We start from the raw sequence: 14,573 nt of genomic DNA, 5'->3' as shown, positions 1-14,573 counted from the left end.
GATTTGTCGTAAGTCGTCGCACCCTTATGCGCTGCGGCGGCGAGCTTCGTTCGGCCCTTGATGGAGCTGCGAAGTTTCACCAGAAAAAGGAATCAGGCTTCTCATGGGCGAACTGGCCAAAGAAATCCTCCCGGTCAATATCGAAGACGAACTGAGACAGTCTTACCTCGACTACGCGATGAGCGTGATTGTCGGGCGAGCGCTGCCCGATGCACGTGACGGCTTGAAGCCCGTGCATCGTCGCGTTCTCTATGCGATGAGCGAACTGGGCAACGACTGGAACAAGCCGTACAAGAAATCCGCCCGCGTGGTCGGTGACGTGATCGGTAAGTACCACCCGCACGGCGACACTGCGGTCTACGACACCATCGTGCGTATGGCCCAGCCCTTCTCGCTGCGCTACCTGCTGGTCGACGGCCAGGGCAACTTCGGTTCGGTCGACGGCGACAACGCCGCGGCGATGCGATACACCGAAGTGCGCATGGCCAAGCTGGCCCACGAGCTGCTGGCCGACCTGCACAAAGAAACCGTCGACTGGGTGCCCAACTACGACGGCACCGAGCAGATCCCGGCGGTCATGCCTACCCGCATCCCCAACCTGCTGGTCAACGGTTCCAGCGGTATTGCCGTGGGCATGGCGACCAACATTCCGCCGCACAACCTCGGTGAAGTCATCGACGGCTGCCTGGCGCTGATCGACAACCCGGAAGTCACCGTCGACGAGCTGATGCAGTTCATCCCCGGCCCCGACTTCCCGACTGCCGGCATCATCAACGGCCGCCAGGGCATCATCGAGGCGTACCGTACCGGCCGTGGCCGCATCTACATGCGCGCGCGCTCCGAGATCGAAGACATCGACAAGGTCGGTGGTCGCCAGCAGATCGTCGTCACCGAGCTGCCGTACCAGCTGAACAAGGCGCGTCTGATCGAAAAGATCGCCGAGCTGGTCAAAGAGAAGAAGATCGAAGGCATCACCGAGCTGCGCGACGAGTCCGACAAGGACGGTATGCGCATCGTCATCGAGCTGCGCCGCGGCGAGGTGCCGGAGGTGGTGCTCAACAACCTCTATCAGCAAACCCAGCTGCAGAGCGTGTTCGGCATCAACGTGGTGGCACTGATCGACGGCCGCCCACGCGTGCTCAACCTCAAGGACCTGCTCGAAGCGTTCGTCCGCCACCGCCGTGAGGTGGTCACGCGCCGTACCGTGTTCGAGCTGCGCAAGGCCCGTGAACGTGGCCACATCCTTGAAGGCCAAGCGGTCGCGCTGTCCAACATCGACCCGGTCATCGCCCTGATCAAGGCCTCGCCGACGCCGTCCGAGGCCAAGGAAGCACTGATTTCCACTGCCTGGGAATCCAGCGCCGTGCAGGTCATGGTCGAGCGCGCCGGCGCCGATTCCTGCCGCCCGGAAGACCTGCCGGAACAATACGGCCTGCGCGAAGGCAAGTATTACCTGTCGCCGGAACAGGCCCAGGCGATCCTCGACCTGCGCCTGCACCGCCTGACCGGCCTGGAGCACGAGAAGCTGCTGGCCGAGTACCAGGAAATCCTCGAGCAGATCGGCGAACTGATCCGCATCCTCAGCAGCGCCGAGCGCCTGATGGAAGTGATCCGCGAAGAACTCGAAGCGATCCGCGCCGAATACGGCGATGCGCGCCGCACCGAAATCCTCAACGCCAGCCACGACCTCAACTACGGCGACATGATCCCGGAAGAAGAGCGCGTGGTGACCATCTCCCACGGTGGCTATGCCAAGACCCAGCCGTTGTCCGCTTACCAGGCCCAGCGCCGTGGCGGTAAAGGCAAGTCGGCGACCGGCGTGAAGGACGAGGACTACATCGAACACCTGTTGGTCGCCAACAGCCACGCCACCCTGCTGCTGTTCTCCAGCAAGGGCAAGGTGTACTGGAAGAAGACCTACGAGATCCCTGAGGCATCCCGCGCCGCGCGTGGCCGCCCGCTGGTCAACCTGCTGCCGCTGGAGGAGGGTGAGCGCATCACCGCCATGCTGCAGATCGACCTCGAGGCCCTGCAGCAGAGCGCCGACCCGGACGAAGAGCTGGAGGACGGCGACGAGGGCGTGATCGAAGGTGAAGTGGTCGAGGTTGAAGAAGTCGACGAAGAAGACGGCGACACGCCTGAGTGGGTGGCTGAGCCGACCGGCGCGTACATCTTCATGGCCACTGCTTCCGGTACCGTCAAGAAAACCCCGCTGGTGCAGTTCGCCCGTCCGCGCTCCAATGGCCTGATCGCCTTGAAGCTCAAAGAAGGTGACACCCTGATTGCCGCGGCCATCACCGATGGCGCCAAGGAAGTCATGATGTTCTCCGACGCCGGCAAGGTGATCCGCTTCGCCGAGAGCGTGGTGCGCGAAATGGGCCGTACCGCCCGTGGTGTGCGCGGCATGAAGCTGGGCAAGGGCCAGCAGATCATCTCGATGCTGATCCCGGAGTCTGGCGCGCAGATCCTCACTGCATCCGAGCGTGGCTTCGGCAAGCGTACCCCGCTGTCCAAGTTCCCGCGCCGCGGCCGTGGTGGCCAGGGCGTGATCGCCATGGGTACCAAGGGGCGCAACGGCCTGCTGATCGGCGCTATCCAGGTGCAGGAAGGTGAAGAGATCATGCTGATCTCCGACCAGGGCACCTTGGTGCGCACACGGGTTGGCGAGGTATCCAGCCTCAGCCGGAACACCCAGGGCGTAACCCTGATCAAGCTGGCTGCAGACGAAACGCTGGTAGGCCTGGAGCGAATCCAGGAGCCTTCCGAGGAAGAGCTCGACGAACTGCTCGGGACGGACGAGGAGGGCGTTGAGGTCGAGGCGCCGGAAGCGGCGGACGATGACAATGCTGGCGCCGAAGAGGCACCGCAAGAGTAAGCAAGTGCAACAACCCTGACGGGGCGACCAAGGTCGCCCCGTTTGACTGATTACGGGCCTGTGGGGGCGGCTTGCCGGCGATAGGCGGCGAAGCGCCGCGATACCACCGGGCCTCCCTGCAGGGCCAGGGCTGCAAGTTACGATTTTGTTCTATTTGGCAGAGCGAGAGTGGATGTGAGCAAACGAGCCTTTAACTTCTGCGCAGGCCCTGCCGCGCTTCCTGAAGCTGTCCTGCAGCGCGCCCAGGCCGAAATGCTGGACTGGGGTGGCAAGGGCTTGTCGGTGATGGAAATGAGCCATCGCAGCGACGATTACGTGGCCATCGCCGAAAAGGCCGAGCAGGACCTGCGTGACCTGCTGTCCGTCCCCTCCAACTACAAGGTCCTGTTCCTTCAGGGCGGCGCCAGCCAGCAGTTCGCCGAGATCCCGCTGAACCTGCTGCCGGAGAACGGGACTGCCGACTACGTCGAAACCGGTATCTGGTCGAAAAAGGCCATCGAAGAAGCGCGCCGTTTCGGCAACGTCAACGTCGCCGCCAGCGCCAAGCCTTACGACTACCTGGCCATCCCTGGGCAGAACGAGTGGCAGTTGACCAAGAACGCAGCATACGTTCACTACGCATCCAACGAGACCATCGGCGGCCTGCAGTTCGACTGGGTACCGCAAACCGGTGACGTCCCGCTGGTGGTGGACATGTCCTCCGACATCCTCTCGCGCCCGATCGACGTGTCGCAGTACGGCCTGATCTACGCCGGCGCGCAAAAGAACATCGGCCCGAGCGGCCTGGTGGTGGTGATCGTCCGTGAAGACCTGCTGGGCCACGCCCGCAGCAGCTGCCCGACCATGCTCGACTACAAGGTCTCGGCCGACAACGGTTCGATGTACAACACCCCGGCCACCTATTCCTGGTACCTCTCGGGCTTGGTTTTCGAGTGGCTCAAGGAGCAGGGTGGCGTCGACGCCATGGAGCAACGCAACCGCGCCAAGAAAGACCGCCTGTACGGGTTCATCGACGCCAGCGAGTTCTACACCAACCCGATCAGCCACAACGCCCGTTCGTGGATGAACGTGCCGTTCCGCCTGGCCGATGAGCGCCTGGACAAGGCCTTCCTGGCAGGCGCCGACGCCCGTGGCCTGCTCAACCTCAAGGGCCACCGCTCGGTGGGCGGCATGCGCGCTTCCATCTACAACGCCCTGGGCCTGGACGCTGTCGAGGCGCTAGTGGCCTACATGGCCGAATTCGAGAAGGAGCACGGCTGATGTCCGAACATGAGCTCAAGGCGCTGCGCGTGCGCATCGACAGCCTTGACGAGAAAATCCTCGAGCTGATCAGCGACCGCGCCCGTTGCGCCCAGGAAGTGGCCAAGGTCAAGACCGCCTCGCTGGCCGAGGGCGAGCAGCCGGTGTTCTACCGCCCTGAGCGTGAAGCTGCCGTGCTCAAGCGTGTGATGGAGCGCAACAAGGGGCCGCTGGGCAACGAAGAGATGGCGCGGTTGTTCCGCGAGATCATGTCGTCCTGCCTGGCCCTGGAAGAACCGCTGAAAATCGCCTACCTGGGGCCTGAAGGCACCTTCACCCAGGCTGCGGCGATGAAGCACTTCGGCCACGCTGTGATCAGCCGGCCGATGGCTGCCATCGACGAAGTGTTCCGTGAAGTGGCTGCTGGCGCCGTCAATTTCGGCGTGGTGCCGGTGGAAAACTCCACGGAGGGTGCGGTCAGCCACACCCTGGACAGCTTCCTTGAGCACGACATGGTGATCTGCGGCGAAGTGGAGCTGCGCATCCACCATCACCTGTTGGTGGGCGAAAACACCAAGACCGACAGCATCACCCGCATCTACTCCCATGCCCAGTCGTTGGCCCAGTGCCGCAAATGGCTGGACGCGCACTACCCGAATGTGGAGCGCGTGGCGGTGTCGAGCAATGCCGAGGCGGCGAAGCGGGTCAAGGGCGAGTGGAATTCGGCGGCGATCGCCGGCGATATGGCGGCCAACCTGTACGGGTTGACCCGCCTGGCCGAGAAGATCGAAGACCGCCCGGACAACTCCACGCGCTTCTTGATGATCGGCAACCAGGAAGTGCCGCCGACTGGCGACGACAAGACGTCGATCATCGTTTCGATGAGCAACAAGCCAGGTGCCTTGCACGAATTGCTGGTGCCGTTCCATGACAATGGCATCGACCTGACCCGCATCGAGACCCGCCCGTCGCGCAGTGGCAAGTGGACCTATGTGTTCTTCATCGACTTCGTTGGCCACCACCGCGACCCGCTGATCAAGGCGGTGTTGGAGAAGATCAGCCAAGAGGCTGTGGCGCTGAAGGTGTTGGGTTCGTATCCAAAGGCGGTGCTTTGATTCAAGCTCGCCGGGGCCGCTATGCGGCCCATCGCTAGCAAGCCGGCTCCCACCGGTACAGCGCAGGCCCAAAATTCGCGCCGTACCTGTAGGGCCCAGCTTGCCGGCGATGGCCAGCAAAGCAGCCCACAGGCACAGCCCAAACCGTAAAACTTGCGCCGTACCTGTGGGAGCCGGCTTGCCGGCGATGGGCTGCACAGCAGCCCCCTGCGGTCTCACAGACTGTCCTGATTTCTGAACAGGGTTCGCACCAGTGGTAATTGCAGCAAACAACAAACCCGCACCACTCATCGGCCGCCTCGTCGTCGTAGGCCTGGGTCTGATCGGCGGCTCCTTCGCCAAAGGCCTGCGTGAAAGCGGCCTGTGCCGCGAAGTGGTCGGCGTCGACCTGGACGCCCCTTCACGCAAGCAGGCTGTGGCCCTGGGTGTGGTCGACCGCTGCGAAGAAGACCTCGCCGCCGCCTGTGTCGGCGCCGACGTCATCCAGCTGGCGGTGCCGATCCTGGCCATGGAAAAGCTCCTCGCCCGCCTGGCACAACTGGACCTGGGCAACGCCGTCATCACCGACGTCGGCAGCGCCAAAGGCAACGTGGTGCGTGCTGCGCGTGAAGTGTTCGGCGAGCGCCTGCGCCACTTCGTGCCCGGCCACCCCATCGCCGGCTCCGAACAAAGCGGGGTGGAGGCCTCCAACGCCACCCTGTTCCGCCGCCACAAGGTCATCCTCACGCCCCTGCCCGAAACCGACCCCGCCGCCCTGGCCCTGGTCGACCGCCTGTGGCGTGCGCTGGATGCCGACGTGGAGCACATGCCGGTCGAGCGCCACGACGAAGTGCTGGCCGCCACCAGCCACTTGCCACACCTGCTGGCGTTCGGCCTGGTCGATTCGTTGGCCAAGCGCAATGAAAACCTTGAGATCTTCCGGTACGCTGCCGGTGGTTTCCGCGATTTCACCAGAATCGCCGGCAGCGATCCGACCATGTGGCATGACATATTCCTCGCCAACCGCGAGGCTGTCTTACGCACCCTGGACACTTTTCGCAGCGACCTCGACGCCTTGCGCGACGCGGTCGATGCAGGGGACGGGCACCAGTTGCTGGGTGTATTCACCCGCGCTCGGGTTGCCCGCGAGCATTTCAGTAAAATCTTGGCCCGCCGGGCCTATGTGGACGCTATGAACGCCAACGATCTGATTTTCCTGGCCCAACCGGGTGGCCGCCTGACCGGGCGAATCCGCGTACCGGGCGACAAGTCGATTTCCCACCGTTCGATCATGCTCGGCTCCCTGGCCGAAGGCACGACCGAAGTCGAAGGTTTCCTCGAAGGTGAGGACGCCCTGGCGACCCTTCAGGCTTTCCGTGACATGGGGGTGGTCATCGAAGGCCCGAACCACGGCCGCGTGACCATTCACGGTGTGGGCCTGCACGGCCTCAAGCCACCGCCCGGCCCGATCTACGTGGGCAATTCCGGCACCTCCATGCGCCTGCTCTCGGGCCTGCTGGCCGGCCAGTCGTTCGACGTGACCATGACCGGCGACGCGTCGCTGTCCAAGCGCCCGATGAACCGCGTGGCCAACCCGCTGCGCGAGATGGGTGCTGTGGTCGAGACCGGCCCGGACGGCCGCCCACCGCTGACCATCCGCGGTGGCCACGCGCTCAAAGCGCTGACCTACACGCTGCCGATGGCCAGTGCCCAGGTCAAATCCTGCTTGCTGCTGGCTGGCCTGTACGCCGAGGGCAAAACCACCGTTACCGAGCCTGCACCCACCCGTGACCACACCGAGCGCATGCTGCGCGGCTTCGGCTATGCGGTAGAGTCCAACGGCCCGGTAGCTTCGCTGCAGTCCGGCGGCAAACTCACTGCCACCCGCATCGAAGTGCCAGCAGACATCTCGTCGGCCGCGTTCTTCCTGGTGGCAGCCTCCATCGCCGAAGGCTCGGAGCTGGTGCTCGAACATGTCGGCATCAACCCGACCCGCACCGGTGTCATCGACATCCTGCGCCTGATGGGCGGCGACATCACCCTGGAAAACCAGCGCGAAGTCGGCGGTGAGCCGGTGGCCGACCTGCGGGTGCGCGGTGCCAAGCTCAAGGGTATCGATATCCCTGAGCACCTGGTGCCGCTGGCCATCGACGAATTCCCGGTGCTGTTCGTGGCCGCCGCCTGCGCCGAAGGGCGCACCGTGCTGCGTGGCGCCGAAGAGCTGCGGGTGAAGGAGTCTGACCGCATTCAGGTGATGGCCGACGGCCTGATCGCCCTGGGCGTGAAGTGCGAGCCGACCCCCGACGGCATCATCATCGACGGTGGCCAGATTGGCGGTGGCGAAGTGCATGGCCACGGCGACCACCGCATCGCCATGGCCTTCAGCGTTGCCTCGCTGCGCGCCAGCGCACCCATCCGCATCCATGATTGCGCCAACGTCGCCACCTCGTTCCCCAACTTCCTCGCGCTGTGCGCCGAAGTGGGTATTCGCGTGGCAGAAGAGGGCAAGTCGTGAATTCCCAAGCGCCGGTCATCACCATCGATGGCCCGAGCGGCTCGGGCAAGGGTACGGTCGCAGGCCTGTTGGCGCGCGAACTGGGCTGGCGGCTGCTGGATTCCGGCGCGCTTTACCGTCTGCTGGCGTTCAACGCCAGCAACCACGGTGTCGACCTGACCAACGAAGAGCTGCTCAAAAAACTGGCCGCCCATCTGGATGTGCAATTCATCGCCGCCGAGCCGGGTAAGCTGCAAAAAATCATTCTCGAAGGTGAGGACGTCAGCAATGTCATCCGCACCGAGACGGTGGGTGCCGGGGCGTCGATGGTCGCCTCCCTGCCGGCAGTGCGTGAAGCGCTGCTGCAGCGCCAGCGCGCTTTCCGCGAAGCGCCGGGCCTGATCGCCGATGGCCGCGACATGGGTACCGTGGTGTTCCCCGACGCGCCACTGAAGGTGTTTTTGACCGCCAGTGCCGAGGAGCGTGCCCGCCGCCGCTACCTGCAGTTGAAGGGCAAAGGCGAAGATGTTAGTCTGTCGAGTCTGCTAGATGAGATTCGTGCGCGTGATGAGCGCGACACCCAGCGCGCAGTGGCCCCGCTCAAGCCGGCGGCCGATGCCATACAGCTGGATTCCACGGAGCTGTCCATCGAGCAGGTGCTGCACCGTATCAGGAGCGAGCTCGCCCAGCGCGACTTGGTCTGATCGTCAGGAAAGCAGGCAGGGGCACCAGTCAACGTCCTGCCCGTTTTCCTTTACTTAACGAAACCCACATTGTCTGGAGTGTGGCGATGGGCGTCTGTTTCGCCCGAATCTACAGGAATTAAAATGAGCGAAAGCTTTGCAGAACTCTTTGAAGAAAGCCTGAAAACCCTCAATCTTCAGCCGGGTGCGATCATCTCCGGTATCGTTGTCGACATCGACGGCGACTGGGTTACCGTACACGCTGGCCTGAAGTCCGAGGGCGTCATCCCGCTCGAGCAGTTCTACAACGAAGCTGGCGAGCTGACCATCAAGGTCGGTGACGAAGTTCACGTTGCGCTGGACGCGGTCGAAGACGGCTTTGGCGAAACCAAACTGTCCCGTGAAAAAGCCAAGCGCGCCGAGTGCTGGATTGTTCTGGAAGCAGCTTTCGCCGCCGAAGAAGTGGTCAAGGGCGTTATCAACGGTAAGGTTAAGGGCGGCTTCACTGTCGACGTTAACGGCATCCGTGCGTTCCTGCCGGGCTCCCTGGTTGATGTCCGCCCTGTGCGCGACACCACCCACCTGGAAGGCAAAGAGCTGGAATTCAAGGTCATCAAGCTGGACCAGAAGCGCAACAACGTTGTCGTTTCCCGTCGCAGCGTGCTGGAAGCCGAGAACTCCGCCGAGCGCGAAGCCCTGCTGGAAACCCTGCAGGAAGGCCAGCAAGTCAAAGGTATCGTCAAGAACCTCACCGACTACGGCGCATTCGTGGACCTGGGCGGCATCGACGGCCTGCTGCACATCACCGACATGGCTTGGAAGCGCATCAAGCACCCATCGGAAATCGTTAACGTTGGCGACGAAGTCGACGTACGCGTTCTGAAGTTCGACCGTGAGCGTAACCGCGTTTCGCTGGGTCTGAAGCAGATGGGCGAAGATCCGTGGGTTGCTATCACTGCGCGTTACCCAGAAGGTACCCGCGTACAGGCTCGCGTTACCAACCTGACCGACTACGGCTGCTTCGCTGAGCTGGAAGAAGGCGTTGAAGGTCTGGTACACGTTTCCGAAATGGACTGGACCAACAAGAACATCCACCCGTCGAAAGTCGTTCAGGTTGGCGACGAAGTGGAAGTCATGGTTCTGGACATCGACGAAGAGCGTCGTCGTATCTCCCTGGGCATCAAGCAGTGCAAGTCCAACCCATGGGAAGACTTCTCCGGCCAGTTCAACAAGGGTGACAAGATCACCGGTACCATCAAGTCGATCACCGACTTCGGTATCTTCATCGGCCTGGACGGCGGCATCGACGGCCTGGTTCACCTGTCCGACATCTCCTGGAACGAAACCGGCGAAGAAGCCGTACGTCGTTTCAAGAAGGGCGACGAGCTGGAAACCGTCATCCTGTCGGTTGACCCAGAGCGCGAGCGCATCTCCCTGGGCATCAAGCAGCTGGAAGACGATCCGTTCTCCAACTTCGTTGCTGTCAACGACAAGGGCGCTATCGTCAAGGGCATCGTGAAAGAAGTTGACGCCAAAGGCGCCATCGTCACCCTGGCCGACGACATCGAAGCCACTCTGAAAGCTTCCGAAATCAGCCGTGACCGCGTTGAAGACGCGCGTAACGTTCTGAAGGAAGGCGAAGAGATCGAAGCCAAGATCATCAGCGTTGACCGCAAATCGCGCGTCATCAGCCTGTCGATCAAGTCGAAAGACGACGCTGAAGAGCGTGAAGCCATCCAGAGCCTGAAAAACGCTCCGGAAGCGGCTGCCGATACCACCATGGCTGCGCTGCTGCGCGAAGCAATGGCCAAGCAGAACTAAGTTCTGTTTGATCGGTGTAAAAAAGGTGGCCTTCGGGCCACCTTTTTTTATACCCAAAATTCCCCACCCCAACGCCACTCCCCCGGTAGGACCCAGCTTGCCGGCAGTGCCCTGCAAAGCAGGCCCAACCGCGTCGACACCTCCGCGCAAAGCATCGCCCAGTGCACAGCCAAGCTCTGTATGCCCAGCGTAAAAAGCCTACCCTCCAGCCCGCCCATTCCAATCCTGAAATCCCCCCAGCCTAACTCCATCCCCTGTAGATCCCGGCCCGCCCACGCTCCCCCACAAAGCTCCCCCCAGCCTTATTTCCGAACACTCCAATCTTGAATTTTTTTATTAAGTCAAGAACCACCCTGTTCAAATCCCTCCGAGCGTGCTACAACCTGATTAAGCAATGATCTAGCTGCTTGATAACGAAGGGAAAAATATGACGAAGTCGGAGCTGATCGAACGTATTGTCACCCATCAAGGGCTACTCTCGTCCAAGGATGTGGAGCTGGCCATCAAGACCATGCTTGAACAGATGTCCCAATGCCTGGCCACCGGAGATCGTATCGAGATCCGCGGTTTTGGCAGTTTCTCCCTGCACTATCGCGCGCCACGCGTAGGGCGCAACCCCAAGACCGGCCAGTCGGTCGAACTGGAAGGCAAGTTCGTTCCGCACTTCAAACCCGGCAAAGAGCTGCGTGACCGCGTCAATGAAGAAGAGCACGAGCACCCTTGACTGATGAAGGAGCCAGTTTGATGCGTAACCTCAAGCGCGCCTTGGCGGCGTTGTTCGTACTGCTATTGGCGGCGGTGGTGTTGTTCTTCGTGCTGGAAAACCAGCAAACCGTGGCACTCGTGCTGTTCGGCTGGTCGGCGCCCGAGTTGCCGGTTGCGGTACCGGTGCTGGCCGCCCTGGTAGTGGGCCTTGCAGTTGGCCCCCTGTTGGGTGCCTACGGCGTACAGCGCAGCAAGCGCAAGATTCGCGCCTCGGCCCGACAGGCAGCGCTGGAAGGGAAGTGAGGAAAATTCCTACTCTTATCTAGGATTTCATCACCTGTGCGCGGGCCTTTGGAAATGAAGTAATAGCTGCTTCATTTTCTCGGACCAGGCGAGCGTGCAGCATGGAATATCCTTCCCTTTCCCATCATGGTGGCACCCGCGGTGTAACAGGTTCTTGTCACCAGCTTCACCTTGATCAAACGCAAAGCCTCCTGGTCGATTGTGGTTTAGAGCAAGGCGCAAATGCGGCACCAGGCTCCGAACTGGCACCAATCGGTTTCGATATCGGCGGTATCCAGGCACTGATCATCACCCATGTCCATCTCGACCATGTCGGTCGGATCCCCGCCTTACTGGCCGCAGGCTTTCGCGGCCCAATTCTGTGCAGTGAACCCTCGGCCAAGCTGCTGCCCCTGGTGCTCGAGGATGCCTACAAGCTCGGTATCAGCTCGGACCCGGTTCAAGTGGACCGCTACCTTGCCCTGTTGCAGCGGCTTGTGGTTGCTTTGCCTTTCGAGCAGTGGCACCCCGTGGTCGAAGGCCAGGGCGTAGCCTGTTACGTGCGCCTTCAGCGTGCTGGGCACCTGCTCGGTTCAGCGTATGTTGAATGTGATGTGCGTTATCCCGGGGTAGAGCCCAGCACGCGGGTGGTGTTCTCGGGTGACCTTGGTGCCCCTTGCAATCCGTTGTTGCGCGCCGTTCAACCGCCAGAGCGCGCTGACGTGCTTGTGCTGGAGAGCACCTATGGCGACAGGTTGCATGCGCCCCGCGACGACAGGCAGCAGCGGCTGGAGGCGGTTATCGACCGCGCGCTGGCGGACAACGGCACCATCCTCATCCCCGCATTCAGCCTGGGGCGCACCCAAGAGCTGCTTTACGAGATCGAAGACATCCTCCATCGCAAGTCCCTGCTCAATGAAAGCAAGATGAGCGAGGCGGGTGTGCCAGAGCTGGGGGTGAACTGGTCCCGCTTACCGATCATTCTCGATTCGCCACTGGCGCAGCGCATAACCAAAGCCTATTCGGAGTTGCATGCATACTGGAATGCCGAAGCCAGGCAGCGGCTCGGGGAGGGCAGGGACCCCCTCGGCTTCGGTCAGCTGCTGTGTGTCGATACCCATGCCAAGCATCAGCAGGTGGTCAACTACCTCAAGAGCACAGGGCGGCCAGCCATTGTCATTGCAGGGAATGGTATGTGTTCTGGCGGGCGGATCGTCAACTACCTAAAGGCGATGCTCGGTGATCCGCGGCATGAGGTGGTGTTTGTGGGGTATCAGGCCAAGGGTACGCCTGGGGCGGTATTGCAAGCCACTGAAGGGGCTGAAGGGTTTGTTCAGGTTGATCTGGATGGGAGCATGTACGATATCAGAGCAAAAGTATTCAGTCTTGGGGGGTATTCAGGGCATGCGGATCAGGCAGGTTTGATTCAATATGCTGCCGGCATACCTGATGCCCCACAAAGAATTGTATTAGTACATGGAGAAAGTCGCGCAAAAAATGCACTGGCTTATGCATTAAAGCGCCATTTCAGTAACCTTATACATTGTCCCGATATGGTTATCCCCGAATGAACGGGCCTTCACGAAACATTGACGGGATGTGTTGTCTCATGCCGCAGCGCAGCGTGTTTCTTTGCCTTTGCAGGTGCTGGCAATGTGCTCCGAGAGCCGATGGCCCGTAAGATCCAAGGGGAGCTACAAAGAAAAATCTCTGGTATTCTACAGGCCAATGCTTGCGTCTTGAGCCTATGGATGGCCAGGAAATTAACACGCTAGGCGTACATTTTAGCGCCGTTGCGCTCATTCGTGACGGCGGTCAGAAATAAGACACATGCAGGTTGCCTGAGGTTGACAACTTCAAGTGGCCGTTAAGGACTCGAATATGGAATTGATCCCGGTAATTTTATCCGGTGGCGTTGGCAGCCGTCTGTGGCCAGTATCCCGTGAGGCTCACCCCAAGCCGTTCATGACGCTGCCCGACGGGCAAAATCTTATTCAGAAGACTTTTCTGCGTGCCGCCCGTCTAGACGGCGTGGTTGAAGTGCTCACCGTTACCAATCGTGAACTGCTGTTCAAAACTGAAGACGAATACCGGACCATCAATACCCAAGCCCTTGCACAAGGCTATATCCTTGAGCCTTTCGGCCGCAATACTGCTGCTGCGGTAGCTGCCGCAGCGTTGCAGTTGCACCAGAGTCATGGGCCGCAGGCCCACATGCTGGTCCTGGCTGCCGACCACCTGATCCAGAACGAAGAAGCCTTCGCCGAAGCGGTAGCCAAGGCGATCAACCTTTCTTCGCAAGGCTGGCTGGTGACGTTCGGTATCAAACCTCAGTATCCGGAGACCGGCTTCGGCTACATCGAGGCGGCCGCTGGTGGCTCGCTGGAAGGTGGCCTGAAGGTCGAGCGCTTCGTTGAGAAGCCTGACCTGAAAACCGCAGAGTCCTATGTAAAGGCCGGCAACTATTTCTGGAATGCGGGCATGTTCTGCTTCCAGGTCGGTGCTGTCATCGAGGAGTTCAAGGCTCACGCCCCGGACGTGCTCGACGCTGTTGCGCAAACCCTCGAAGCCTCCCGCCGCTCGACCTCCAAGGGCTACAGCTGCCTGGCTCTGGATGCCGACAGCTTTGCCAATGTGCCCGACATCTCCATCGACTATGCCCTGATGGAGCGCTCGCAGAAGGTCGCAACCATTCCGTGCGACATCGGCTGGAGCGACATCGGCTCGTGGAACGCGGTCAGCGAACTGACCCCCCCGGACGAGCACGGCAATCGCTTCGAAGGCGAAGTGATGGCCTATGGCGCAAGCAACAACTACGTCAGCACCGAAGACCGCCTGGCTGCCCTGGTCGGCGTTCAGGACCTGCTGGTGGTCGATACCCCCGATGCGCTGCTGATTGCGCACAAGGACCACGCCCAGGACGTCAAACACATCGTCAAGCGCCTGAAAAGCGACGGCCACGCTGCCCACTTGCTGCACCAGACCGTGCATCGCCCGTGGGGCACCTACACCACGCTCGAAGACGGCGAGCGCTTCAAGATCAAGCGCATCGTGGTCAAGCCTAAGGCGTCGCTTTCGCTGCAGATGCACCATCACCGCAGCGAACACTGGATCGTGGTCAGCGGCATGGCGGTAGTGGTCAACGATGACCAGGAGCTGATGCTCAACACCAATGAGTCCACCTTCATTCGTGCCGGCCACAAGCACCGTTTGGAAAACCCAGGTGTCATAGACCTGGTCCTGATCGAAGTGCAAAGCGGTGACTACCTCGGCGAAGACGACATCGTCCGCTTCGAGGACAAATACGGTCGTTGCAACGCCTGATATCAGGCCTTCCCGTCGGCCCGTGAGCGCCTCGCCGAGGCCACGGGCCGATTTTC

General features: G+C 61.3%; 10 protein-coding genes. All 10 read left to right on the top strand.

Annotated elements, in window-relative coordinates; translation table 11 throughout:
- Window positions 1-103 precede the first annotated feature (103 nt).
- The 10 genes from gyrA to ACIPZH_RS03810 all read left to right on the top strand — a co-directional run bounded on the left by gyrA (window position 104) and on the right by ACIPZH_RS03810 (window position 14,517).
- On the top strand, window positions 104-2,875 hold the full coding sequence (gyrA, locus tag ACIPZH_RS03855) for a DNA gyrase subunit A (protein ID WP_241802903.1): 2,772 nt from the start codon (window positions 104-106) through the stop codon (window positions 2,873-2,875).
- 174 nt (window positions 2,876-3,049) lie between these two features.
- Complete coding sequence (gene serC / locus ACIPZH_RS03850) at window positions 3,050-4,135, top strand: 3-phosphoserine/phosphohydroxythreonine transaminase (RefSeq protein WP_241802904.1); 1,086 nt, start codon at window positions 3,050-3,052, stop codon at window positions 4,133-4,135.
- Window positions 4,135-5,229 carry a prephenate dehydratase gene (gene pheA / locus ACIPZH_RS03845; RefSeq protein ID WP_012313288.1) on the top strand — a complete coding sequence of 365 codons (1,095 nt, stop codon included), beginning with the start codon at window positions 4,135-4,137 and terminating at the stop codon, window positions 5,227-5,229. The genes serC and pheA overlap by 1 nt, the downstream gene beginning before the upstream one ends.
- A gap of 253 nt (window positions 5,230-5,482) precedes the next feature.
- Window positions 5,483-7,723 carry a bifunctional prephenate dehydrogenase/3-phosphoshikimate 1-carboxyvinyltransferase gene (locus ACIPZH_RS03840; protein WP_400635213.1) on the top strand — a complete coding sequence of 747 codons (2,241 nt, stop codon included), beginning with the start codon at window positions 5,483-5,485 and terminating at the stop codon, window positions 7,721-7,723.
- Window positions 7,720-8,406: a (d)CMP kinase gene (cmk, locus tag ACIPZH_RS03835; RefSeq protein ID WP_267821866.1), complete on the top strand. Its 687-nt coding sequence runs from the start codon at window positions 7,720-7,722 to the stop codon at window positions 8,404-8,406. Before ACIPZH_RS03840 ends, cmk begins: the two co-directional genes overlap by 4 nt.
- A gap of 123 nt (window positions 8,407-8,529) precedes the next feature.
- Entirely contained in the window at window positions 8,530-10,206 is a 1,677-nt protein-coding gene (rpsA, locus tag ACIPZH_RS03830; RefSeq protein WP_012313291.1) for a 30S ribosomal protein S1, read from the top strand.
- A gap of 427 nt (window positions 10,207-10,633) precedes the next feature.
- Complete coding sequence (gene ihfB / locus ACIPZH_RS03825; RefSeq protein WP_012313292.1) at window positions 10,634-10,930, top strand: integration host factor subunit beta; 297 nt, start codon at window positions 10,634-10,636, stop codon at window positions 10,928-10,930.
- A gap of 20 nt (window positions 10,931-10,950) precedes the next feature.
- Window positions 10,951-11,214 (top strand): lipopolysaccharide assembly protein LapA domain-containing protein, encoded by a 264-nt coding sequence (locus ACIPZH_RS03820; RefSeq protein WP_241802910.1) that lies wholly within the window; start codon window positions 10,951-10,953, stop codon window positions 11,212-11,214.
- Between the two features lie 101 nt (window positions 11,215-11,315).
- Complete coding sequence (locus tag ACIPZH_RS03815) at window positions 11,316-12,764, top strand: MBL fold metallo-hydrolase RNA specificity domain-containing protein (protein ID WP_241802911.1); 1,449 nt, start codon at window positions 11,316-11,318, stop codon at window positions 12,762-12,764.
- Between the two features lie 310 nt (window positions 12,765-13,074).
- Window positions 13,075-14,517 carry a mannose-1-phosphate guanylyltransferase/mannose-6-phosphate isomerase gene (locus tag ACIPZH_RS03810; protein ID WP_267821874.1) on the top strand — a complete coding sequence of 481 codons (1,443 nt, stop codon included), beginning with the start codon at window positions 13,075-13,077 and terminating at the stop codon, window positions 14,515-14,517.
- Window positions 14,518-14,573 lie beyond the last annotated feature (56 nt).

The organism is Pseudomonas sp. NPDC089758 (genome assembly GCF_044748705.1).
GTDB classification, from domain to species: Bacteria; Pseudomonadota; Gammaproteobacteria; order Pseudomonadales; family Pseudomonadaceae; genus Aquipseudomonas; species Aquipseudomonas putida_X.
Note: the sequence above shows the minus strand (reverse complement) of the source record. Positions and strands in the feature narration are given on the sequence as shown.

Bases quoted from the DNA above. Each gene is read 5' to 3' on its own strand.
- ihfB (WP_012313292.1), top strand. From the start codon at position 10,634: ATGACGAAGTCGGAGCTGATCGAACGTATTGTCACCCATCAAGGGCTA.
- ACIPZH_RS03815 (WP_241802911.1), top strand. From the start codon at position 11,316: ATGGAATATCCTTCCCTTTCCCATCATGGTGGCACCCGCGGTGTAACA.
- ACIPZH_RS03810 (WP_267821874.1), top strand. From the start codon at position 13,075: ATGGAATTGATCCCGGTAATTTTATCCGGTGGCGTTGGCAGCCGTCTG.
- pheA (WP_012313288.1), top strand. From the start codon at position 4,135: ATGTCCGAACATGAGCTCAAGGCGCTGCGCGTGCGCATCGACAGCCTT.
- rpsA (WP_012313291.1), top strand. From the start codon at position 8,530: ATGAGCGAAAGCTTTGCAGAACTCTTTGAAGAAAGCCTGAAAACCCTC.
- ACIPZH_RS03820 (WP_241802910.1), top strand. From the start codon at position 10,951: ATGCGTAACCTCAAGCGCGCCTTGGCGGCGTTGTTCGTACTGCTATTG.
- gyrA (WP_241802903.1), top strand. From the start codon at position 104: ATGGGCGAACTGGCCAAAGAAATCCTCCCGGTCAATATCGAAGACGAA.